Origin of the sequence: Gordonia sp. IEGM753 (assembly GCF_050321825.1) — a bacterium.
In the GTDB taxonomy this organism is placed as follows: Bacteria; Pseudomonadota; Gammaproteobacteria; order Pseudomonadales; family Pseudomonadaceae; genus Aquipseudomonas.
In genome coordinates, this window is the sequence record NZ_JBNQGB010000001.1 from 2,458,112 (window position 1) to 2,480,397 (window position 22,286).

The window sequence follows — 22,286 nt, forward strand, 5'->3', positions numbered from 1 at the left end:
TCGTCTCCTTCACATTGAAGGCGGCCACCGAACCCGGTCGCCGCAATAGGTCGATCAGGTGGGCAGAACCTGCGCGGCACCGAGAAATGCCGGACGCTCGCCACCGCCATGCAGCAGCAGGTTGCAACCGCTGGCGTAACTGGCCAGCGGTGAAGAGATGTACAGGCAGGCGTTGGCGATGTCTTCGGCCACTGCCATGCGCGCTGCCGGGATACCGGCAGCAACGGCAGCAATACCGGCCTCGGAGCCGTAGTGCAGATGTGCCTGTTCGGTCAGTACCAGTCCCGGGCTCACCGCAACCACTCGCACCTTGGGGCCCCACTCCACCGCCAACGATTGCACCAACGCCAGCACGCCGGCCTTGGCCGCGCCGTAAGCAGCAGTGCCTGGTGAGGACCGCAGTGCGCTGATGCTGCCGATAAACACGATGCAACCACCCTGCGCCTGTGCCTGCATCAGCCGGTTGGCGTGCTGGGCCACATTGAGCGGGGCGATCAGATTCAGCCCGATGATGCTTTCATGAAACCTGGGCGACGCCGTGGCTGCGTCGGTGGCGGGACTGCCGCCCGCATTGTTGATTACCACGTCGAGGCGACCAAAATCGCGCTCGATGGTGGTGAACAGTCTTTGCAGGGAATCGTGGTCCCGCACATCGGCGGCAATGAACGTAGCGCGCTTGCCGCCCAGCATGGGTAACTGTTCAGGTTCACGCCGGGCACACACGATCACCCGTGCGTTCGCGGCCAGATACCCCAGCGCAATACCGGCGCCGATACCTTTGGTACCACCGGTGACCAGCACCACCTTGGCGCTGTAATCAAGACCCGAGTGCAGCTCCATCATGTGCTCCTTTTCTACTGACAAGGGTCACTCTATGGACGAATCCGGGACCAAACTACGTCTGAACGGACGATGAAAATTTAGCCTCGCCAACAGGACACTGGCCTTCATTCACACGTTGATGGTCTTTGAGGATGCCCATGTCCGACTCAAGTGCTGCACCGGTTTTGCTCGAACGCCCCTTGCCCGGCGTTGCTTTGCTGCGGCTTAACCGCCCCTTGGCGAGCAATGCCTTGAGCCTTGAATTGCAGGCGTTACTGTCACGCCACTTCAGCGACCTGGCGGTCGACCCCCAGGTGCGTTGCATTGTGATGACGGGCGGTGACAAGGTGTTCGCAGCCGGAGGTGACATCAACAGCATGGCCGGCGTCGGCGCCATCGATATCTACAAGCGCCACACTGAACGAGTCTGGGGTCCAATCCAGCATTGCCCGAAACCGGTGATCGCGGCGGTATGCGGTTACGCTTACGGAGGTGGCTGTGAGCTGGCGATGCACGCAGACCTGATCGTCGCCGGGCGCAGTGCACGCTTCTGCCAACCGGAAATCCGCATCGGCATCATGCCTGGCATCGGCGGCACCCAACGGTTGGTGCGTGCGGTGGGCAAAGTCAAGGCAATGCGCATGGCACTCACAGGGCAACCGATCACGGCTGAAGAAGCCTGGGTTGCGGGGTTGGTCAGCGACCTGGTGGATGACGACCAGGTACAAGCGTTCGCACTGGAGTTGGCGCGAGTCATCGCGGCAATGCCGACCCTCGCCGCCGAGCAGATCAAGGAAGTGATCCTCGCCGGAATGGACGCCCCGCTGGAGGCGGGTCTGGCCCTGGAACGCAAGGCCAATGCCCTGCTATTCGCTTCAAGGGATCAGAAGGAAGGGATGCAAGCATTTATCGACAAACGAACCGCGCAGTTTGAAGGGCATTAATCGCCGATTTCACGAACGCCATCGCTGGCAAGCCAGGCGCCTACGGATCGCGGTGTATGCCGCAATTGATAGCGTGACACATACCCGTAGGAAACCGGCTTGCCGGTGATGGCGATTCCGAAGACGCCATCGCTGGCAAGCCAGGCGCCTACGGATCGCGGAGGATGCCGCAATTGATGGCGTGACACATACCCCTAGGAAACCGGCTTGCCGGTGATGGCGATTTTGGTGGTGAGTGCTGTGATCAAGAGCGTTTACGCAAACCCGCCGACATCGTTGCGCAGGGTGGCTGCAGCCAACCCGATTTCAACAGTTGCCTGGGGCAAGTGGCTGTTTGAGCAGGCGACTGCGGCGCCGGCACGACGACCGGAAAATACGCAATCGGCCAGCGACAGTCCGCTGATGTACAAGTGCGAAGGAATGCCCAAGGCGCTGCGCCCGGCGGCGTACAGACCACTAATCGCAAGGCCTTGCTTGTCCAGTACCGCGCCGCTGCGTTCATCCACGCGCAAACCGCCCAAGGTCAAGGCACCCAAAGGAAATACCGGGTTTGTGACGGAAATATCACAGGCATAGAACGGCCCCTTTTCAAGCACCTGACGCCCGCCTTGGGATTTGCCGAAGGGTTCTGGCGCCTCGCCACGAGCACCGGCGTTGGCGGCCAATACCGAGGCACGCAACACGGCGGGGTCCATCGCGGTTTCACCCGCCAACTCACTCAGGGTCTTGCCTTTACGAACCTTCAACAGCATCAGCGCCAAGGCAGGAAAGCTTTGGAACCACCAATAGCCACCAAACAATGCCTCACGAATCGCCTTCTTGCGCAACGGCGCATCCAGCACCAGCCACGCTTTGCCCCCCTGCTCTTCCATCAACGGCTGGCCGAGGGTGGCACCGTAGACTTCTTCGTTGCAAAAGCGCTGACCTTCAGAATTGACGACGATACCTTTGTGCCAGCTATACGGCGGGTTGATAAAGCGCCACGCCGACACTCGCTCAAGTCTCGAACCCTGACCACCGACACTGACACCCAGACGCAAACCACTGCCGTCACAGCCCGTGGCGCCGACCTTGAAGTTGCGTCGAAATTTCGGCGCATGCTGTTCAACCATCTGGCGATTGAAGATGAAGCCGCCAGTGCTCAGGATCACTCCTTTGCGTGCCTGAACTCGCCGAGGCTGGGCGAAATCGCGTTCGAGCTGGCTGACCTTCTGGCGTAGCTTCTTGCAATAGCCGGCGGCGAAATTCTGTAGCCTTTCAGCACGGGCAGCCAGACGCGCATGCAGTTCGGCCTCCTTGCTGCCTTCGGGCAAGCACCATAACTCCATGCCCAACACCCGCCCCTGGAAATCGATCACCAACCGCCGCGCCGCTGCTTGCAACAGCGTTCGCGCCCCGGCTTTCAGGCACGCCGCCTTGAGGTGTGCGTACAGCACCGCGCCGCACTGCCCTTTGCCCACGGTGCGATGGCCACGAGGTGCCGGCGGCAAGGGACCGGCATGATCCGGCACCAATTCGTTGCCCGAGTAATAGAGAAAATAGCCATCGGGCGGGTATGAAGTTTTACCACCCGGTGGCATCTGATGGGCATACGGCGCACCGTGGCTTTCCAACCAGTCAAGGTTGCTCACGCTATCAGCACAAAAGCGTCGCAAGGTGTCGTCGCTGACAACGCCCTGGGTCTCATGCTTGAGATAGTCGAACATGGCTTCGGGGCTATCGTTGAAGCCCGCAGCCTGCTGATGCCGAGTGCCACCACCGGCGTACACCACGCCACCACTCTTGGCGCTGGCGCCGCCGCCGGTGAAACGGTCGGCAATCAGCACATCGACGCCTTGGTCAAGAGCCTCCAGAGCAGCACACGCACCCGCCGCTCCCCAGCCGACGACCAGCACATCGCAGTGTTCATCCCAGGCCACGCTGTTGCTATCCGCCACCTGCAACGGCGGCAGCACTTCGGTGCTCGGAATGTTATCGGACATTGACATAATGGCTCCTAGCGCTGGCTGGCGAGATGATTGGCGGCGACATAGCCGAAGGTCATTGCAGGCCCCAAAGTGCCGCCCGCTCCTGGATAACTGGTGCCCATCACCGAAGCTGAACAGTTGCCGATGGCGTACAAGCCGGCGATTGCCGTGCCGTCATCGCGCACCACCTGTGCATGCTCGTTGGTCAACAGGCCACCCTTGGTCCCGATGTCACCGGCATCCAGGCGCATGGCGTAGTACGGCCCTTTGCGCAGAGGAGCCAGGCAGGGATTCGGCTTGACGTTACAGTCGCCGTAATAGCGGTCGAAAACGTTCCCGCCTCGAGCAAAATCGAGGTCAATGCCGGTGCCCGCATACGTGTTGACCTTGGCCACAGTGGCCTCCAGACCCGCACTGTCAACGCCGATTTGCCGGGCCAGACTGGCCAGGGTGTCGGCCTTCCAGTACAGATTGTTCAGCCACTCTTTGCGCAGGCGGCTATCGGGCATGACCTGCCCCGGCATCAACGGGCCCATGGCGTAGTTGAAACGGAAATGAGCGTCGAAAATGACCCAGGCTGGCACCGATTTGCCACCCGATATCTGATTGTCCTGGTGCATGGCGTCGACAAACTCCAGATACGGCGCCGCCTCGTTGACAAAGCGCTGGCCCTGACCGTTGACCACGATGGCGCCGGGGAACGCCCGTTCGGCAAAAATCCCTCGTGGCTTATCCTCACCCGGCACAGCAATGGTCGGCGCCCACCAGGCCCAATCCATCAATGCAGTGGCGGCACCTTGGGCCAATCCGGCTTCGAGCGCTGCACCCGTGTTGTTGCCTGGCGGCGTCGCGCTCCAGGCCCTGCGGGTTGGTTTGGGCAAATACTGGTCTCGCAGGGTTTGATTCTGTTCAAAGCCACCTGAAGCCAGGATCACCCCATGGCGCGCATACAGTTGAACCTCAGCGCCGCCGCGCAACACGCTGACACCGCTGACCCGACCATTTTCGGTAATCAACCCGCAGAAGTCGGTGTTGAGCCACAGCGGCACATCGCGATCCATCAGCGAGCGACGCAAGGACGCCACCAGCGAACTGCCCAAGGAAGCGCGGCGATCCATTTTGCTTTTGCGTCGCCATTTGAAGTCCAGTTTGTAGCGCAGCATGAGTTTCATGATCAGCAGGCGCCAACCAAAGCTGCGAGCCATGGCCTTGTGCGCATCGCGAGCGGTCCAGGCGATACGCCCCATCAGCAGCGTCGAAGGCGAAGGCTTGCGCAAGTTCACCAGCTCCTCTCCCAACAGGCTGGTGTCAAAAAACTCCGGGTCCAGGGTCCGTCCACCGTCCAGCGAGCCCGGCAAATGAGGGTAGTAGTCGGGGTATTTCGCCGCCACCGCGTAGCGCACTCGGCTGATACGGGTGAGCTGCTCGATCATCTTCGGCGCGTTGTCCAGGTAAGCGCGCAGGCGCGTTTCACTGACATGCTCGCCCGCCGCTGCTTTCAGGTAGGTCAGCGCCGTGGCGTAGCTGTCGTTGCCGTTGATGCGAGCGAAGTAATGATTATTGGGTATCCAGATGCCGCCCCCGGAGATCGCCGAGGTGCCGCCGTACTGGTTGCTTTTCTCCACCAGCAGCACGCTAAAACCCTGGTCGGCGAGGAACACCGCCGAAGTCATTGCACCTGCTCCCGAACCAACGACAATCACGTCGTAGTGGGTCTGAGACTGAACTTGAGCCGTCATTGTTGTTATGCCATTAGCTGAGGTCAGAAAGAACCGCCGACGACGCAGCGGGTGCGTTGGCGGATTGCAGCCCATGATCAGGGTTGCGAGGAGCCAGGTTCATCGTCAAAGCGGACTAGGGCGATAACGATCAACCCCCGTATGAGCCAGGCTTGCCAAGGATCAAGCCTGGCTCATACGGGATGAGGGTTACACGGTGGCGCGCCTGGCCGCCCACGGATGGGCTTGTTCCAATTGGCTGGAAAGTCGCAGCAGCACATCCTCACCGCCTAACCGTGCGGTAAACATCATGCCCACCGGCAAGCCGTCAGCACTTTCACCCAGAGGCAGTGAAATGGCCGGTTGGCCGCTGACGTTGGCCAGCACCGTAAAACCGGCACTGCCCATGGCATGCTGCGCATAACTGTCCCAGGGTTGATCCAGGGACAACAGGCCCAGTTTCGGAGTCAGGCTGCCGGTGACTGGCGATAAAATCACATCGTAGCGATCAAAGTACTGGTCCATCGTTGCGCCGATGCTCTCGAACGATTGGCGGGCACGGTACAAATCCTCTGCACTGGAGTCTTTCGAGCGCTCCAGGTTGACCATGGTGATTTTCTCAAGGTCCTGGGCGGTCGCAGCCCTCCCCAGTTCTTGTTCGCGGTCGTGGATCTGAGTGCGAAGTGCGGTGCCGATCACCCTGCCATGGGCACCGAACAACTGCCGCGGGTCCACGTTGAGCGTTAGCTCGTCGAGTTCATGCCCGAGCGCCAACAGTTGCTTGATCGTCTGTTCCAGCGTCGCGGCAATCGCCGGTTCCAGAGGGGCTCCAGTTAGCGACTGACGTACTACCGCCACGCGCAATTTGCCGGGGTCGCGCTGCAGCTCATCGACATAGGGCCTCACCAGCGGCAAACACCAATAAGGGCTGCCCTTTTCATGGCCCTGACCGGCATCGAGGAAAAGTGCGGTATCGCGTACGGTGCGCGATACCACGTTGGCCACGCTTGCACCAAACCATCCCTCGAAATGCAGTGGTCCGCTAGGGGTGCGGTAGCGGCTGGGTTTAAGCCCGACCACCCCGCAATATGATGCTGGAATGCGGATCGAACCGCCGCCGTCGGTAGCATGTGCCACAGGCACGATCCCCGCCGCCACCGCCGCCGCTGCGCCACCGGACGAACCGCCGGCGCTCATGGCCAGGTTCCAGGGGTTATGGGTTTGGCCCCAAGCAAGCGATTCGGTGGTGGTGGTCAAACCAAACTCAGGGCACGCGGTCTTGCCAAACGGCACCGCGCCGGCCTGCTCGTAACGGGTAATCAGGGTGCTGGTGCGAGTGGCCGGTGGCGAATCCTTGAACAGCCGGCAACCATTACTGGTAATCGTGCCTTGCACGGCGGTGTTGAGATCTTTGATCAGGAGAGGCACGCCGGCCAGTGCGCCCTGGTTTTGCGTACCGGCCGCGCGACGCTGGGCGAGCAAGGTGCGGGCGTAGTTTTCATGCAGCATGTTCACTGCGTTGACCTTGGAATGAACCTCGTTGTAGCGGGCCAGCGCCGCCGCCAACAGATCCTCTGCACTCAGCGTGCCGCTACGAATCGCCGTGCTCATCGCCCAGGCATCCATGGCTTGGTAGTCACTGGCCGAAAGCCCTTCAGCGCGAGCGTCGGCAAAGCGCCCCAACAGCCCGACGCCAACCGCCACGCCAGCGGCCTTGAGCACGCTACGGCGGGGCCAGCCGGTGGTGGTATCCAGTGGAGAATTGTCGTGATTATCCATAGTGATGATCGAGCCCTCATTGATGATTATTGTTTTTAATGTCTGTTGTCGGATCGCGTCATTGTGCTTCGCCGGTACCGAGCGCCTGTGTTCAAGCGACCTTGAAGCGTGCGGACAACTGATCCAGCTCCCTTGCCAATTGTTCCAGATCCGAGGCCGCCATCGCGCTGCGCTCTGCATTGGCCGACAACGCACCCGTGCCATTGGAAATACTCTCGACACGAGTGACAATTTCCCGCGTTACGCGCACCTGCTCCGTGATCACCGTCGCGATGGTGTCCACGCTGCGAATAACGTCATCGGTGCCGCTGCGAATCTGCGCCACCGAATCCCCGGCCTCATGGGCGAGACTCACGCCGTCACGCACCCGGCTGACCACGCGGCCCATGCCATCGACTACCGCCAAGGTTCCGTCTTGAATACGCTGCACGGTAAGGTCGATTTCGCCGATGGAACTCGCGGTGCGCTGGGCCAACAGGCGTACCTCGTCGGCGACTACGGCAAACCCTCGACCGGCCTCGCCAGCCCGCGCGGCCTCGATGGCAGCGTTCAGCGCCAGCAGGTTGGTCTGCTCGGCAATGCTGCGGATGACGTTGAGCACGTGACTGATCTCGCCGGAATACCCTTCCAGCTCGCGAATATGCACGGTGGTGTCACTGATCACATCGCTGATGCGATTCATTTCCTGGGCCATGTCACGAATAAATGCCTCGCTTTTTCCCGAGCGTACCGCTGAATGCTGAGTGATGCTGTGCGAGACCTCGACATGGTTTTCCACTTGGTCAATTGCCCCCGAGAGGTTCTCGACCGTCCGGGAAATGCCGCGCACCGAATCCGCCTGCTGCTGGGTGGCCAGGGAAGAAAGCTCCGCCGATTCTGCCATGTGCACCGCTTCGCGACTGACACGCTGCACCAGTTCGCGCATCTGCGAGATCAAACCGTGCAAGCCGTCACGCATCAGGGCGATATCGCGAAGCATCATGGCGAATTCGTCACCGCCCTTGATCTCGATGGGTTGCAGCAAATCGCCGCTGGCGATGGCCCGCACGCTGGCAGCCGCTTGGGCAAAAGCGCGTTTGAGACGGCGCAAAGTGGAAAGTGCCGTCAAACTGCCCGCCAAACCGCCCACCATCGCCAGCACGAGGTAAGCCAACAGGGTCGAGCGATAACGACGCTGCGCCGTCTCATAGGCGCGCGCAGCGTCAGCCTTCTGTAATGCCTGCAATTTGCCCAGCTCGGCGACAGCAGCGTTGCCTTCAGGCTCGGCCATGCGCAGAAAGGACAAGATGCCAGACAATCGAAAATCGCCTGCACGCAACGATTCCAACAGGATGGCCAGCTCTTCGCTCCAGGCCTGATAGTGCTTGTCGAACGCATCCGCAGCCTGCTGCTCTGCGTCGCTCAATGACCGTTGGCGATAGCTCGCCCACACCTCGCCCAGCGATCTGTCGTTGCTCTCGATAGCGCCAAGAGTGACTTCCACCGGACGGTCGAACGCAGACATCAGTGGGCCTTCCGGGTCGTGCTGGATCGCCAGCAGCACCAGCCGCCGGCTTTCATCAAGGCGATGTTCGATGTCGCCAAACATCAACAGCGTCGCCAAATTATCCTCGTTGATGGCCCGCAGACTATCGCGGGCCTGATGCAAGCCATAGGCGCCCAACACGACTGCCATGACAAACAACAACGTCGCCAAGAGCGCCCAGAGCCAAAGCCGCTGGGCGATAGTAATTGCCTTGAACATATTGGATGGCCTGTCTCATCGGGTGCAGGGCGCGCGAAGGCACCCGGCTGCGTATTAGTCGCAAGTTACGCCGGCCAGCATGGCCGCCAGATAGTGCTCGCCATACGGCGGCAACAGGCCCCACTCGCGACGTGGATCATGAGTTGAAGCCTTGAACACCGTGCGCATATGGCTGAATTCGAGGAAACCTTCGCGGCCGTGGTAATGGCCCATACCGGATGCGCCAACACCCCCGAAGGGTGCGTCGTGTAACGCCGCATGCATCATCACTTCGTTGAGGGTGACCCCTCCGGACACTGTGTTTTCCAGCACATGACGTTGCTCCTGCGCGTCTTCGCCAAAGTAGTACAGCGCCAGCGGACGTGGCCGTCCGTTGATCTCGGTAATGACCTGATCGAGGTCGTCATAACTCAGCACTACCAGCGCCGGGCCGAAGATTTCCTCCTGCATGATCAAACTGTCCGAAGCCGGATTCACCACCACTCGCAACGGACGCCGACGGTCCTGCGAGTTCACTGCCAATGGTTCGGGCAGACATTCGATGCGCGCCCCCCGTAACTCTGCGTCCTGGACCATGCCTTCGACGCGGTCCAGATGACGCTGATTGACCACCGCCACCACGTCCGGGTTGCCCAACACGCTCGGATTGAGCTCACTGTAGCTATTGCGGAGCGCATCGAGGAAAGGTTCAAGCGACGCCTTCGGTACGTACACAACATCCGGATTGATACAAATTTGTCCGCCGTTGCAGGCTTTGCCCGCGGCAATGCTGAACGCTGCTTTGTTCAAGTCGGCGCTACGCGAGATGATCACCGGCGACTTGCCGCCCAGTTCCAGGGTCACGGGCACCAGGTTTAGCGCGGCATTGGCCATCACCCGCCGGCCAACCGCTGTGCTGCCGGTAAACACCAAGTGATCAAAAGGCTGGCGGCTGAACGCTTCGCCCAGATCGGGGCCGCCATTCACCACCGCCACGACCAGTGGGTCGAGATGTTCGGCACACAAACGCGCCACCAGCGCGGCGGTACGCGGCACCACTTCAGAAGGTTTGAGGATGGCCCGGTTACCTGCCGCCAGGACCGAGGCCAATGGGCTGAACAACGTGAACAATGGCGCATTCCATGTACCGAGAATGCCGACCGTGCCTTTGGGCTGATACATGACCCAGGCTGCAGCGCCGAGTTGATCGTACGGGCTGAACATTTGGCGCGGTTCATCCTGCATCCACGTCTGCAAATGGTCGCGGGCATATTTGAGCGAGGCCAATGCGCCCAAAATATCGTTCATCAGAGAAAACCCCGCAGGCCGCCCTCCGAAATCCTGGTCGATAGCCGTGGTCAACGCTGCGTGGTTGTGCACCAACAGGTCGATCACTTGCTGGAGTCGCTTCCGACGCGTATCGGCACTGACGCTGCCAGCGCTGGCAAAGGCATGCTTTTGTCCCGCCAGCAGGCTGGAAAGCTCTTGGGAGGTAGACGTGGCAGAACTCATTGTTATCCCCTTGCAGGTTGGCTCGATGGCCATTGAGCGCCCGATGCGCCTGACGCCACCCTAGCCTCGGGTCTGCCTGCGCCGCCTCGTCCAATCGGACGAGGCCCTGCATTAGTGTTAGTCCGTTGAGACGATGTTGGACGGATGCAAACGCCCAATACTGGCCATACGAAAACCCCCACCCATGAGGCCAGTCATGGCAACGCAAAACATCAGCTTCGATCCCCAGGCATTTCGTGCAGCCCTCGGCACATTCACCACCGGGGTAACGATCATCACCACACAGACCGAAGACGGCTCGCCCGTGGGCATCACCGCCAACAGCTTCAACTCGGTTTCGCTCAACCCGCCGCTGGTGCTCTGGAGCCTGTCCAAACAAGCCCGAAGCCTGCCTGTGTTCAGCAGTGGCAAGCACTGGAACGTGCATGTTTTGTCCACGGAGCAGGAAACGCTGTCGGGGCGTTTTGCGACCCAGGGTGAAGACAAGTTCGCCGAGATCGCCCTCGACGATGGCGTCAGCGAAGCCCCCTTGCTGCAAGATTGCACGGCACGCTTCCAGTGCCGCACCGCGTTTCAGTATGAAGGCGGCGATCACGTTATCTTCGTCGGCGAAGTGCTTGCCTTCGATCACAGCGACCGGGCGCCGCTGGCCTTCCAGAGCGGCCAATATGCCTTGGCTACCCGCAAACCACGCAGCGAGTTGCGCCTGGCTACCACACCGCCACCGCCAGAGTGCAGCTACACCGAAGACCTGCTGGGCTACTTGCTGGGGCGCGGGCATTACCAGGTTCTGAATGAGCTGCGGCAGTTATTGAATAGCCAGCAGTTGGATGAACAGACATTTTTCGTGCTGTCGATTTTGTGTATCCGCGACAATCTCACGCTGGAAGAAATCAATACCTTTGTCAGCTACACAGGCCGCGTAGTGACGCTGGCCAGCATGCGTTTCCTGGAGCGACAGCGCCTGGTGGCATTCGAGGGCCCGGCAGATTCCCTGCGGTTTGTACTGACGGCCGAGGGCCGGGAGGTATCGGTGCATCAGCTGGCGCTGGCAAAAGCCGTGGAGGAAGACCTGTCGGCCAAGCTTGGCGCTGCCGATGCGCAAGCCTTGAAGGTGTTGCTCAAGCGGCTGATCGTGGTCAGTGACCCAGGCTTGCCAGACCTGTGGGCACCGCGATGACAGTCGCCGCAGGGGTCTTGCCACCGGTCAGGGTTGGCTGGGGCAGCCACGGCTTGTTGCTGCTGCTGGCCATGGTATTTGCCGACAATTTCGTCGGCCGCCAAATACTCGCCGTCATGGTTGAACCGATCAAATCGGAGTTCGGCGTCGGCGATACCGCCATCGGGCTGATCTCGGGCCTGGCATTCGCGGCAGTCTATGCATTGATGGGTCTGCCAGCAGGCAGGCTGGTGGACCGCATGCCGCGTATCCGTTTGCTGGCAATGTCCTGCCTGCTGTGGGCGGTGGCGACCATGGCTTGCGGGCTGGCGGGTAGCTTCCTGGCGCTGGCCGTTGCGCGAATGTTGGTGGCGGTCAGTGAGTCGCCGACCACCTCGGCTTCGTTGTCGTTGATCGCTGACCTGTACCCGCCACAACGTCGTTCATTTGCCATCAGTTGTTTTACTGCAGCGCCTACGTTTTCTTCGATCATCGGTTTGAGTATCGGGGCCTGGGTGGTGGAGCACTATGGCTGGCGCAGTGCTTTTATAGCCCTTGGAGTTCCCGCCCTGGTGTTTTGTGCCATTTTGGCCTTTTTCGTGCGTGATCCGCAGCGCGGCCGGTGGGACCTTGCACCCCACGCTCATCCGCAGCCAGCACTGCTTGGCATGGGTGCCGAAGCGCGCAAACTCTGGGCGCTACCGGCCTACCGTTGCCTGATCCTCGCGGGCGGTCTGACCACGCTCAGTTCCTACGCCATCGGCATGTGGAACACCAGTTTCCTGGTGCGCTCCCACGGTTTGTCGCTGCAGCATGCAGGCTTGTTGGCGGGCGTGATCTGCGGGACGTCGGCCGGCATCGGCGGCCTCTTCAGTGGCTGGTTGAGTGACCATCTGTGCCGTCGCAATCCACACTGGCAAGTGTCCATTCCGGTGCTTGGCCATCTGGCGGCGATCAGCGCGCTGATTCCGTATCTGCTGTGGTCCGACGCCTTGTTGGTACGCTTGGGTGACGTACCGATTCCAACCGCGATGCTCTGGTGTGCCCTGTATTCCTTCTTTGCCGTGTGGTGGGTCGCCCCGTCCTACAACCTCGTCACCCAATTGGTACCTCCCGGTAGACGCGGAACTGCCATGGCGTTGCAAACCATTGTCAGCACGCTGCTCGGGGTGGGTGTAGGACCGCTACTGACGGGTTTGTTGAGCGATATGTTGCTACCAATGCTGGGACAGGAATCACTGCGATACGCGCTGTTACTTGTTAATTTACCGATCATCGGCGCGGTGTTGTTGCTGATGTGTGTGGCCAGCCACGCCTCCAAGACGGGCTATCGTCACACTCCAGAAGCTCAATCCGCCTGAAACGATTCACCACTCGTGATCATTGATCGCGACCACTGTCGAACCTTAGCCGGACACCAGCGTCGGAGTTAGTGCATCATTGCCAAAACTCCCCCCCGAGGTGCCCGTTTGAAAGCTGCCATCATCAAAAAATACCGTCTGATCATCAAGACCATGGGTTATGTAGGCTGGGCGTTGTTCTGGTTGCTGCTGTGGGACATAGCCGTCACCGTGGATTTCATGTTGATTCTCAACACCAAGATCAACCTGCCGCTGATGCCCCTCACGTTGCTGGGCTCAGCGTTGGTGGTGTTGATCAGCTTTCGTAACAGCAGTGCCTATAACCGCTGGTGGGAAGCACGCACGTTGTGGGGGGCGATGGTGAATAACTCCCGCAGCTTTGCGCGGCAGGTATTGACCCTGCTGGATGACCCGGGCCATGAGGTCAACCCGATGAAGGCGACCCTGCTGCGCCGTCACGTGGCGTATGTGAATTGCCTGGCGGCGCACCTGCGTGGCCAGCCGTGCCCGGATGAAATCCGGGGCTTTATCCCGGACGTGGAATTCGCGCGCAGCGGCACCACCAATAACTTTGCCAACGATATTCTCAACGGTTCTGCGGCCCTGCTGGTCCAGGAATACAAGGCCGGGCGACTGGACAGTATTCGCCTGACGCGGCTTGAATCGACCCTGGTCGATTTGTCCAACAGCCAGGGCGGGATGGAACGGATCGCCAACACACCGCTGCCCTATCCTTATGTGTACTTCCCTCGGCTGTTTATTTCTCTGTTCTGCCTGATCGTGCCGGTAGGACTGGTGGAATCCCTGGGCTGGTTCACCCCGCTCGCGTCGACCGTGGTGGGCTTCATGTTGCTGGCCATCGAACGCATCGGCACCGATCTGCAAAGTCCGTTCCGCGATAGCGAACACCAGATCCAGATGGAAGCCCTGTGCGAAACCATCGAGAAAAACCTGCACTCCATGCAACGTGATTCGCTGGGAAGCGATCGCGTCAACTAAGCTCAAGACGCAAGGCGCTAACAAAAAAAACCGGGAAGCGGTGAATTATTCCGTGACTTCTTGTATCTGACCCAAAGAACGCGTGCCAGTAAAACGATGGCATCGAAATGGACAGCGACAGAGTAATTGGCATGAAATCACGTAAGAAAGCCGTCAGCCCCATCGGACTGCAAGACATCACCATTGTCGACGACGCCAAGATGCGCAAGGCAATTACTGCCGCCGCGCTGGGCAATGCCATGGAATGGTTCGACTTCGGCGTCTATGGTTTTGTCGCCTACGTGCTCGGCAAAGTGTTCTTCCCCGACGCATCGCCCAGCGTGCAGATGATTGCCGCGCTGGCTACCTTCTCGGTGCCCTTCCTGATCCGGCCGCTGGGCGGTCTGTTTTTTGGTGCGCTGGGCGATAAATACGGCCGACAGAAAGTCCTGGCGGCAACCATCGTGATCATGTCTCTGAGCACTTTTGCCATTGGCCTGATTCCCTCCTATGCCTCGATTGGTATCTGGGCACCCATCCTGTTGTTGCTGGCGAAGATGGCCCAGGGCTTTTCGGTGGGCGGTGAATACACCGGAGCTTCGATCTTCGTCGCCGAGTACGCGCCGGATCGCAAACGTGGCTTCCTCGGCAGTTGGCTCGACTTCGGCTCAATCGCAGGCTTCGTGCTTGGCGCAGGTTTGGTGGTGATGATTTCTTCGGTGATCGGTGAAGAAAAATTCCAGGAGTGGGGCTGGCGCCTACCCTTCTTCCTGGCACTGCCGCTGGGCATGATCGGGCTGTACTTGCGTAACGCTCTGGAGGAAACCCCAGCCTTCCAGCAGCACGTTGAAAAACTCGAGCAAGGTGATCGCGAAGGCTTGGCGCGCGGCCCGAAAGTATCTTTCAAGGAGGTTGCCACCAAGCACTGGCGCAGCCTGATGACGTGCATCGGCGTGGTGGCGGTTACCAACGTCACCTATTACATGCTGCTCACCTACATGCCGAGTTACCTCTCGCACAACCTGCACTACAGCGAAAACCGTGGGGTGCTGATCATCGTCGCGATCATGGTCGGCATGTTGTTCGTACAGCCGCTGATCGGTTTCGTCAGCGACAAAATTGGCCGCCGGCCCTTCATCCTGTTTGGCAGCATCGCGCTGTTTTGCCTTTCGATTCCGGCCTTCATGCTGATCAACAGCGGCAAGCTCGGGCTGATTTTCTCGGGCCTGTTGATCATTGCCGTCATCCTCAACTTCTTCATTGGCGTGATGGCCTCGACGCTGCCGGCGATGTTCCCCACCCACATCCGCTACAGCGCGCTGGCCAGTGCCTTCAACGTCTCGGTGCTGATCGCAGGCCTGACCCCCACCGTTGTAGCCTGGCTGGTGGAAAGCACCAACGACCTCTACATGCCCGCCTATTACCTGATGGTGATTGCCGTGGTGGGCCTGGTGACCGGCATCACCATGAAGGAAACAGCAAACAAACCCTTGCGCGGCGCGGCCCCGGCGGCGTCCGACCTTGAGGAGGCGCGCGAGTTGTTGCAGGAGCATGAAGACAACATCGAACAGAAAATCGAAGACATCGACGCGCAAATCGCCGAACTGGAAGCCAAGCGCGAGAACCTGGTGCAACAGCATCCGCGTATCAACTGACTGGGCATCAGTGGCGGCTGAGCCCGCCACTGATCTCAACGATTCGCCAGTCGATACATCAAGGCCCCCACGACTTCCCCTTCGGCTTTCAGAACATAGATCTTCATGCGTTCGTTAGCGCTCAGGCCTGCGAAAGACGCCTGATTGATTTCGCGATACTCAGGTTTGGATGGAAACCCGGTGATTTGCAGAAACAGCAACGATGCAGGTACAAATGCCAGCAAAAGGAGCGACGTTATGAACCCGGTCAACATTCGAACCCTGCAACGCAGCGATGCCGAGGCATTGCTGCGTTTTGAAATTGACAATCGTGAATGGTTCGAGCGCCACATTGACTCACGTGGGTCGCAGTTCTATTCGGCGCAAGGCGTCAACGAGCACATTTTGGCGTGTTTATCCGATTTTGCCGCCGGTATCTGGCACCCGTTTGTCATCGAGGAACCGGGCGGCAAAATAGTCGGCCGGGCGAACCTGAAAGGCATCGACAGTGCCGGGGGTTCGGCGCAAGTCGGCTACCGGATTGCTCAGCGCGCGTGTGGTCAAGGGCTGGCCACGCTGGCGGTGCAGCACCTGATCCAGCAAGCGCAAACGGTCTGGAGCCTCAAGCAATTGGTGGCTGAGGTGTACGTCGCCAATATCGCCTCGGCCAAGGTTCTCAAGCGCTGCGGTTTCTTGATCGATCACGTGACGCATAAGGACGGCACAGAGCATGGCTATCGGTTTGGCCTTTCGATATAGCGCGCCTCTGGGCGATATTTGAAATGCACGGCATTGCTCGATAGAGTCGCACCCCAACCCGGCCAACGGTGCCGCAGGTTCGTAGTGAAAAGGGGTTGCAGTTGAACCAACAGACATTGTCCCAACGCCTGGAGCGCGTGGCCGCCCAAGTGCCGGCAGGCGCACGGCTGGCCGATATCGGCTCTGATCATGCGTACTTGCCTGTAGCCCTGATGCGCCGTGGCGGCATCGCCTCGGCCATTGCCGGTGAAGTGGCATTGACGCCGTTTCGCGCGGCTGAACGCACGGTGCGCGAAAACGATCTTGAGCAGCGCATTACCGTGCGCCTGGCCAGTGGCCTGGCAGCAATCGAGGCGCACGATGCGATCACCGCAATTACTATTTGCGGCATGGGCGGCGAGACGATCCGCGACATCCTCGACAGCGGCAAGTCGCGCTTGAACGGTGGCGAGCGCCTGATCCTGCAGCCCAACGGCGGCGAGCAGCCCTTGCGTCAATGGCTGATGGAAAATGACTACCGCATCCTGTGCGAAGAACTGCTGCGGGAAAACCGCTTCGACTACGAAATAATCGTCGCCGAGCGCACCGGACCCGTCACGTACAGCGCAGAGCAGCTATATTTTGGCCCAATGCAGATGCAGGCCCGCAGCCCGACGTTCCTCGCCAAGTGGCAGCGTATGCTGCGTCAGAAGCAAAAGACCCTGAACAGTTTCGCCCGCGCCCGACAAGCCATCCCTGACGAAAAAGTGCAGGAAACCGCTCGCCAGGCCCAATGGATCACCGACCTGCTCGCCCCGCTCCCCGCAGTCTGATACAGACTCAATAACAACCAGAAAAAATTGGTGAGGACCTGACCTTGAGAACGTTTGACCTGATCCGCGACGCAGTTTTGCCGGACTTCCGTGACCGGGTGGCCGAATACCTGGTCCAGTACGAAACCGTACTGCTGAGCGAAAAGCCAGCCGACCCGGAGTTGGCTAGAGCCACCGCCAATCAGTTACGCGGTTACCTGCGCGGCTTGAACACCACACGGGTGCTGGGCATGGCGGACTGGGAAGAGCTGGATCGGCGGGTAGTGGATACCTGGCTTTAACGCGTTGCGTCGTCGCGGGACGTCTTGATGCCGGTATTGCGCCAATAAATAACCCGTGCACGCTTCACTCAGCCAACACTTGCTTGAGCAAAGGATCATTCAGGTACGCCACATTCAGTCGGGTCCAAGGGTTCACGGTCGATTGCACCGGGGAGAAAATATGCCCCGGTGCGATCATGAATCCCTTGGGCAGCAGCCTGCGCGTCAGCTCCCGGGCATCGTCGACTTGTGGGAACCTGGCCCACAGGTAAAGGCTTTGTTCAGGGCGGGAAAACACTTCGGCTCCGATGTCGTCGAGTAACTGCAAACCCTGCGCGGTCGCTACTTTGGCGCGTTCCTGCAACCGGACCAGGTGCCGTAGGAAATGCCCCTCCTGAAGAATCACATCCACCACGCGCTCGCAGAACTCGGACGAACTGGTGTGCAACAGCATCTTCAGATCGCCCAGTTCATCGATGACTTCTTTGTTGCCGGCAATGAAACCGACCCGCAGTGCCGCCGATATCGATTTCGAAAAACTGCCCACGTACAGCGTGCGTTTCAGTTGGTCCAGCGCCGACACCCGAATCGCCGAGGTCGGTTTGAAGTCTGCGAGGGCGTCATCGTCGACCAGGATCAATTGATGCTCTTCGGCGATTTGCACCAGTTGATGCGCCTTGCTCGGCGAGATGTCAGAACCGGTCGGGTTATGCCCCACCGACTGGATGAAAAACAGCTTGGGCCGCTCGGTTTTCAGCAGTTGCTTGAGTACTTCCATGTCCGGCCCGTCAACCCTGCGCGGTACCGCCAGCATGCGCGCACCTTGTAATTGCAGCTTGCCGAACAGCGGATAGTAACCCGGGTTTTCCACCAGAACGCAGTCGCCAGGGGCAACGAATCGGCGAATGATCAGGTCCAGCGCATGATTGGCGCCGTGGGTGGTCACGATCTGGCGTGGCGTGGCGGCAATCGTGTAACCGGCAAGCTTTTGAGCCAAATGCTGGCGCAGGGCGGCGTTACCCAATCGATTGCCGTAGCGGAACAGGGTGGTGACACCGGTGCGCATGATCTGCCGGGTAAAACGGTCCAAGCGCATGTCCATCAGCCACTCGACCGGGGGGAAACCCTCACCCAACGGCGAATGCCCAGGCTCGCGGACAAACTGCTGGCGCATCAGCCAAATGGTGTCCATGGCACGCGCATAGGGTAGCGGCTCTTCCGGTTCGGAACTTTTCGCCGCCCCGGTTTTGACAAAAAAACCCTGCCCGTGTCGCGCCTCTACATAGCCTTGGGTAGCTAGCAGCTCGTAGGCGTTGATCACTGTATTTTTCGAGTAGCCATGCAGGCGCATGCATTCGCGCAGCGACGGCAAGCGGTCGCCGACACGGTAACTTCCGTTGACGATCTGCTCGACAAGTGTCGCGGAAAATCGTTGAGCGAGGGTTTGATGCGCCATGAAAGAGGTCTCACCGGTGGCCAGACAGTTGAGGGTACAGTTTAGGTACTGTCTGTCAAAACTGTACCTTCTTTGTCGGCGATGCGCGGTTTAAGTTAGGCCCATCAATGACAAGAACTTGAAAACAGGACCTCCTTCATGAGTATCGACTCACGCCTCCCCATGTTCCGGGGCATGTCCCCTTCTGCTCGCCTCGAACACTTGCAAACAGTGCTTGGCCTGCCTGAAGCCGACGTCGCGTTACTGCGCGATCCGGGCGCGCTGTCACTGGACATCGCCAATGGCATGATCGAAAACGTGATCGGTACATTCGAATTGCCGTACGCGGTGGCCAGCAATTTTCAAATCAATGGCCGGGACGTCATCGTGCCGCTGGTGGTCGAGGAACCGTCGGTGGTAGCGGCGGCGTCGTTCATGGCCAAACTGGCGCGTGAAGCGGGCGGCTTCCACACCTCAAGCAGCTTGCCGCTGATGCGCGCTCAGGTGCAGATCGTCGAGGTCTCGGACCCTTACAACGCAAGGTTGAGCCTGTTGCGCCGCAAGGACGAGATCATTGAGCTGGCGAACCGCAAGGATCAATTGCTGAACAAACTCGGTGGTGGTTGCCGGGACATCGAAGTACACACGTTCGCCCAAAGCCCTCGCGGCCCGATGCTGGTGGCGCATTTGATTGTCGACGTGCGTGACGCCATGGGCGCCAATACGGTGAACACCATGGCCGAAGCGGTAGCGCCGCTGATAGAAGAAATCAGCGGTGGCAAAGTGCGTTTGCGGATTCTTTCCAACCTTGCCGACCTGCGCCTGGCGCGCGCGCAAATTCGGATTGCTCCAGCCTTGCTCACCACGCCTGAGTTCAAGGGTGAGGATGTGATTGAAGGCATTCTCGACGCCTACAACTTTGCCGTGGTCGACCCCTACCGCGCCGCCACTCACAACAAAGGCATCATGAACGGCATCGATCCGCTGATCGTCGCCACTGGCAACGACTGGCGCGCGGTAGAGGCCGGCGCGCATGCCTATGCCTGTCGCGACGGTCACTACGGCTCACTCACCACGTGGGAAAAGGATGCGCAAGGCAACCTGGTGGGCACCCTGGAAATGCCGATGCCGGTCGGCCTGGTCGGCGGCGCTACCAAGACCCATCCGCTGGCTCAATTGTCGTTGCGCATTCTGGGCGTCAAAACCGCTCAGGAACTGGCAGAAATCGCGGTCGCGGTGGGCCTCGCACAAAATCTGGGAGCGTTGCGGGCACTGTCCACCGAAGGCATTCAGCGCGGGCACATGGCGCTGCACGCACGCAACGTCGCACTGTCTGCCGGCGCACACGGTGATGAAGTGGACTGGGTAGTGAAACGCATGGTCGAAGCACGCGATGTTCGTGCGGATCATGCCAGCCAACTGCTGGAAGATAAGCGCGCACAGTGATGAATGCGCGCTACTTGCACCTGTAAACGGGACTGATCTCTTCACGTCTATAACAACAACAGCCTATCAAGGGCAGTGGGAGAAACACATTGAAGGCCGATCTCTATGAAGTGTGGGGCGACACGGTCAACAGTCGCCATCTGATCGGCGCCATCGTGATTGGCGCCGTCATCAGCCTGAGCGCGTTTTTCCTGGCGCAGCATATTCTGCTGGGCCTGGTCGAGTCGGCGCAGATGGCGCGGGCCTACGCGATGCTGGTCGGTATTCTGGGTTGCCTGGCGGGCGGCGCGGTCAGTGCCGCGTTGTTCAAACCCAAGCGCATTGTGGTTGAGCATCATGCTGACCCGGCCCTGCGCGCCGAGGTGCTGATGGACCTGCAACGTGAATTCGGTGACCTTGGCCAGATCGCGGATCTGCCGCCGGCCGTGATCGAAGAGCTGCGCGAAATGGACTTGCTGGACCTGTTTGCCAATCACGAAAAAGCGCAACGCGAAGTGTCGGATCTACCGCACACACAAGCACGCGAAGCGCAGTTGATCGGCAAAGGAGCCCGATCATGATCGAGCCTCTGATGGATACCGTCCTGATCGCATTAGGCATGGGGATTGTCGGCGCGGTTATTTTTGCCGGCATCGGCCTGATCTCGGGCAGTGACGAAACCACCACGCTGGCCCCGCTCACCTTACTGGTGGTGTTGCTGGGTGTACCCGCGGCGGGCGTGCTGACGTTTTTCCTGGCCGGCGCGGTCGCCAAGCACATGACACATGCTGTCCCCACGGCGCTGCTGGGCATCCCTGGCGACACCATGGCGACGCCGCTGATGCGTGAAGCAAACTTCCTGCGCAACCTGGGCGTGCCGCACATTGCACTGCGCAAGATGATCTCCGGCGCAGTGATCGCGGCGCTGATTGCCGTGCCGATGGCCGTATTGTTCGCGGTGTTGCTGGCGCCTTTCGGTGATGTAATCAAACACGCTGCACCGTGGGTTTTTCTCGCCGCTGCCATCGCCATCGCTTACTTCTCTGCCGGTCGCTGGGCCGCTGTACTGACGCTGATTCCGTTTGTCATGGTGATCGTCGGTTTGCAAAGCCTGACCGGGCAATACGGGGTCAAGCTCAGCGTCAGCTACTTCCTCGGCATCGCCATCGGCCCATTGATTGCCGCATTGTTTTCGATGCTGGCGCCAGCGGAACGGGAAAAAATGCGCCGCGACCAGGTGCGTACGTTCTCGCTATCGCCAGACGTTAAAAGCTGGGGCGGTTTTTTTCCTAACCCGCTCAAAGTGCTGGACCGCCAGCAAAGCGGTTGGACGGCCATCACCGCCGTGGTGTCCAGCGCGACGTTTGTGTTCAGCCCGGTGGCGATGACCGTGATCATGGGCGAGATTGTCGGCGCCCGGATCAAGCATGTTTATCACCGCCTGACGACTGTGATCACCGCGCGTAACGGGGTGACCGAATCCACCTACATCGCTGAAGCACTGATCCCGTTGATTGCCTTCGGCCTGCCGCTCAGCCCGGTTGCCGCAGGCCCGGCAGCGCCGTTGTTCAACGCCCCGCCGCGCTTCACCGTCGACGCCGCAACAGGCCAGGTGCACAACCTGCATTCGCTGCTCAGTACCTGGGAGTTTCTGGGCTACGGCATGCTGGCGGTGGTGATCGCGATTCTGATCGCCTACCCCTTCACCATGAATTATGCCCACCGCGCAGCGTCCTACGTGTCGCGCAAAATCAGTCATGAAGCGGTGATAGCCACCTTCGTCGGGCTGATCCTGGTGATCGGCATCTGGGAAGGAGGTGCGCTCGGCCTGCTGGTGATCATCACCGTGGGGCTGCTGGGAGGTTTTCTGTCGCGTTTTCTCGGGTTCAACATCGGTGTGCAATTCATGGGTTTCTATACCGCGGTGCTTACCGTACCGGCACTGGTTGCGCTACTGGGTGCCTGAAACATCGAACACAAAAACAACAATCACGATTA

At 59.8% G+C, this 22,286-nt stretch carries 18 protein-coding genes and 1 pseudogene; 11 read left to right on the plus strand and 8 right to left on the minus strand.

The annotated features are described in order from the left end of the window. Nucleotides 1–54 precede the first annotated feature (54 nt). Nucleotides 55–840, minus strand: a complete 786-nt coding sequence (locus tag ACQR3R_RS11025; protein ID WP_428272171.1) for an SDR family oxidoreductase — start codon at nucleotides 838–840, stop codon at nucleotides 55–57. A 140-nt stretch (nucleotides 841–980) separates the two neighbouring features. On the opposite strand from ACQR3R_RS11025, the gene ACQR3R_RS11030 reads away from it, so the two are divergent. Beyond that, complete coding sequence (locus ACQR3R_RS11030; RefSeq protein WP_428272172.1) at nucleotides 981–1,766, plus strand: enoyl-CoA hydratase-related protein; 786 nt, start codon at nucleotides 981–983, stop codon at nucleotides 1,764–1,766. A gap of 254 nt (nucleotides 1,767–2,020) precedes the next feature. Here the strand turns inward: ACQR3R_RS11030 and ACQR3R_RS11035 are convergent, their stop codons facing one another. The 5 genes from ACQR3R_RS11035 to ACQR3R_RS11055 all read right to left on the minus strand — a co-directional run bounded on the left by ACQR3R_RS11035 (nucleotide 2,021) and on the right by ACQR3R_RS11055 (nucleotide 10,498). Then, nucleotides 2,021–3,748: an FAD-binding protein gene (locus ACQR3R_RS11035; protein WP_428272173.1), complete on the minus strand. Its 1,728-nt coding sequence runs from the start codon at nucleotides 3,746–3,748 to the stop codon at nucleotides 2,021–2,023. Between the two features lie 14 nt (nucleotides 3,749–3,762). After that, entirely contained in the window at nucleotides 3,763–5,472 is a 1,710-nt protein-coding gene (locus ACQR3R_RS11040; protein WP_428272174.1) for an FAD-binding protein, read from the minus strand. 189 nt (nucleotides 5,473–5,661) lie between these two features. Continuing rightward, the gene (locus tag ACQR3R_RS11045; RefSeq protein ID WP_428272175.1) at nucleotides 5,662–7,230 is read right to left on the minus strand and encodes an amidase family protein; all 1,569 of its coding nucleotides are present in this window, start codon (nucleotides 7,228–7,230) and stop codon (nucleotides 5,662–5,664) included. 91 nt (nucleotides 7,231–7,321) lie between these two features. Beyond that, the gene (locus tag ACQR3R_RS11050) at nucleotides 7,322–8,974 is read right to left on the minus strand and encodes a methyl-accepting chemotaxis protein (RefSeq protein ID WP_428272176.1); all 1,653 of its coding nucleotides are present in this window, start codon (nucleotides 8,972–8,974) and stop codon (nucleotides 7,322–7,324) included. 54 nt (nucleotides 8,975–9,028) lie between these two features. Next, on the minus strand, nucleotides 9,029–10,498 hold the full coding sequence (locus ACQR3R_RS11055) for an aldehyde dehydrogenase family protein (protein ID WP_428272178.1): 1,470 nt from the start codon (nucleotides 10,496–10,498) through the stop codon (nucleotides 9,029–9,031). A gap of 163 nt (nucleotides 10,499–10,661) precedes the next feature. Here ACQR3R_RS11055 and ACQR3R_RS11060 point away from each other — a divergent pair, with 163 nt between their 5' ends. From ACQR3R_RS11060 to proP, 4 genes are all read left to right on the plus strand, one after another. Then, nucleotides 10,662–11,645 carry a flavin reductase gene (locus ACQR3R_RS11060; RefSeq protein WP_428272179.1) on the plus strand — a complete coding sequence of 328 codons (984 nt, stop codon included), beginning with the start codon at nucleotides 10,662–10,664 and terminating at the stop codon, nucleotides 11,643–11,645. Further along, nucleotides 11,642–12,985 (plus strand): MFS transporter, encoded by a 1,344-nt coding sequence (locus ACQR3R_RS11065; RefSeq protein WP_428272180.1) that lies wholly within the window; start codon nucleotides 11,642–11,644, stop codon nucleotides 12,983–12,985. The genes ACQR3R_RS11060 and ACQR3R_RS11065 overlap by 4 nt, the downstream gene beginning before the upstream one ends. A gap of 108 nt (nucleotides 12,986–13,093) precedes the next feature. Next, nucleotides 13,094–13,984 carry a bestrophin family protein gene (locus tag ACQR3R_RS11070; protein ID WP_428272181.1) on the plus strand — a complete coding sequence of 297 codons (891 nt, stop codon included), beginning with the start codon at nucleotides 13,094–13,096 and terminating at the stop codon, nucleotides 13,982–13,984. 131 nt (nucleotides 13,985–14,115) lie between these two features. Next, nucleotides 14,116–15,618, plus strand: a complete 1,503-nt coding sequence (proP, locus tag ACQR3R_RS11075) for a glycine betaine/L-proline transporter ProP (protein ID WP_428272182.1) — start codon at nucleotides 14,116–14,118, stop codon at nucleotides 15,616–15,618. Nucleotides 15,619–15,653: 35 nt separating this feature from the next. Here proP and ACQR3R_RS11080 read toward each other — a convergent pair whose 3' ends face one another. Further along, complete coding sequence (locus ACQR3R_RS11080; RefSeq protein ID WP_428272183.1) at nucleotides 15,654–15,842, minus strand: hypothetical protein; 189 nt, start codon at nucleotides 15,840–15,842, stop codon at nucleotides 15,654–15,656. A gap of 13 nt (nucleotides 15,843–15,855) precedes the next feature. On the opposite strand from ACQR3R_RS11080, the gene ACQR3R_RS11085 reads away from it, so the two are divergent. From ACQR3R_RS11085 to ACQR3R_RS11095, 3 genes are all read left to right on the plus strand, one after another. Next, nucleotides 15,856–16,356 carry a GNAT family N-acetyltransferase gene (locus ACQR3R_RS11085; RefSeq protein ID WP_428272184.1) on the plus strand — a complete coding sequence of 167 codons (501 nt, stop codon included), beginning with the start codon at nucleotides 15,856–15,858 and terminating at the stop codon, nucleotides 16,354–16,356. A gap of 101 nt (nucleotides 16,357–16,457) precedes the next feature. Beyond that, a complete protein-coding gene (locus ACQR3R_RS11090; RefSeq protein WP_428272186.1) occupies nucleotides 16,458–17,168 on the plus strand; it encodes a tRNA (adenine(22)-N(1))-methyltransferase TrmK in 711 nt (236 codons plus the stop codon). A 44-nt stretch (nucleotides 17,169–17,212) separates the two neighbouring features. Continuing rightward, nucleotides 17,213–17,449 (plus strand): hypothetical protein, encoded by a 237-nt coding sequence (locus tag ACQR3R_RS11095; RefSeq protein WP_428272187.1) that lies wholly within the window; start codon nucleotides 17,213–17,215, stop codon nucleotides 17,447–17,449. Between the two features lie 64 nt (nucleotides 17,450–17,513). Here ACQR3R_RS11095 and ACQR3R_RS11100 read toward each other — a convergent pair whose 3' ends face one another. Next, nucleotides 17,514–18,884 (minus strand): aminotransferase class I/II-fold pyridoxal phosphate-dependent enzyme, encoded by a 1,371-nt coding sequence (locus tag ACQR3R_RS11100; protein ID WP_428272188.1) that lies wholly within the window; start codon nucleotides 18,882–18,884, stop codon nucleotides 17,514–17,516. Between the two features lie 129 nt (nucleotides 18,885–19,013). Here ACQR3R_RS11100 and ACQR3R_RS11105 point away from each other — a divergent pair. The 3 genes and pseudogenes from ACQR3R_RS11105 to ACQR3R_RS11115 all read left to right on the plus strand — a co-directional run. Further along, nucleotides 19,014–20,309, plus strand: a pseudogene (locus ACQR3R_RS11105) (hydroxymethylglutaryl-CoA reductase, degradative); the annotation flags it as partial. Nucleotides 20,310–20,398: 89 nt separating this feature from the next. Continuing rightward, nucleotides 20,399–20,869 (plus strand): hypothetical protein, encoded by a 471-nt coding sequence (locus ACQR3R_RS11110; protein ID WP_428272189.1) that lies wholly within the window; start codon nucleotides 20,399–20,401, stop codon nucleotides 20,867–20,869. Further along, the gene (locus ACQR3R_RS11115) at nucleotides 20,866–22,254 is read left to right on the plus strand and encodes a tripartite tricarboxylate transporter permease (RefSeq protein ID WP_428272190.1); all 1,389 of its coding nucleotides are present in this window, start codon (nucleotides 20,866–20,868) and stop codon (nucleotides 22,252–22,254) included. Before ACQR3R_RS11110 ends, ACQR3R_RS11115 begins: the two co-directional genes overlap by 4 nt. Nucleotides 22,255–22,286: the final 32 nt, after the last annotated feature.

Bases quoted from the DNA above. Each gene is read 5' to 3' on its own strand.
- ACQR3R_RS11025 (WP_428272171.1), bottom strand. From the start codon at position 840: ATGGAGCTGCACTCGGGTCTTGATTACAGCGCCAAGGTGGTGCTGGTC.
- ACQR3R_RS11030 (WP_428272172.1), top strand. From the start codon at position 981: ATGTCCGACTCAAGTGCTGCACCGGTTTTGCTCGAACGCCCCTTGCCC.
- ACQR3R_RS11035 (WP_428272173.1), bottom strand. From the start codon at position 3,748: ATGTCCGATAACATTCCGAGCACCGAAGTGCTGCCGCCGTTGCAGGTG.
- ACQR3R_RS11040 (WP_428272174.1), bottom strand. From the start codon at position 5,472: ATGACGGCTCAAGTTCAGTCTCAGACCCACTACGACGTGATTGTCGTT.
- ACQR3R_RS11045 (WP_428272175.1), bottom strand. From the start codon at position 7,230: ATGGATAATCACGACAATTCTCCACTGGATACCACCACCGGCTGGCCC.
- ACQR3R_RS11050 (WP_428272176.1), bottom strand. From the start codon at position 8,974: ATGTTCAAGGCAATTACTATCGCCCAGCGGCTTTGGCTCTGGGCGCTC.
- ACQR3R_RS11055 (WP_428272178.1), bottom strand. From the start codon at position 10,498: ATGGCCATCGAGCCAACCTGCAAGGGGATAACAATGAGTTCTGCCACG.
- ACQR3R_RS11060 (WP_428272179.1), top strand. From the start codon at position 10,662: ATGGCAACGCAAAACATCAGCTTCGATCCCCAGGCATTTCGTGCAGCC.
- ACQR3R_RS11065 (WP_428272180.1), top strand. From the start codon at position 11,642: ATGACAGTCGCCGCAGGGGTCTTGCCACCGGTCAGGGTTGGCTGGGGC.
- proP (WP_428272182.1), top strand. From the start codon at position 14,116: ATGAAATCACGTAAGAAAGCCGTCAGCCCCATCGGACTGCAAGACATC.
- ACQR3R_RS11085 (WP_428272184.1), top strand. From the start codon at position 15,856: ATGAACCCGGTCAACATTCGAACCCTGCAACGCAGCGATGCCGAGGCA.
- ACQR3R_RS11100 (WP_428272188.1), bottom strand. From the start codon at position 18,884: ATGGCGCATCAAACCCTCGCTCAACGATTTTCCGCGACACTTGTCGAG.
- ACQR3R_RS11115 (WP_428272190.1), top strand. From the start codon at position 20,866: ATGATCGAGCCTCTGATGGATACCGTCCTGATCGCATTAGGCATGGGG.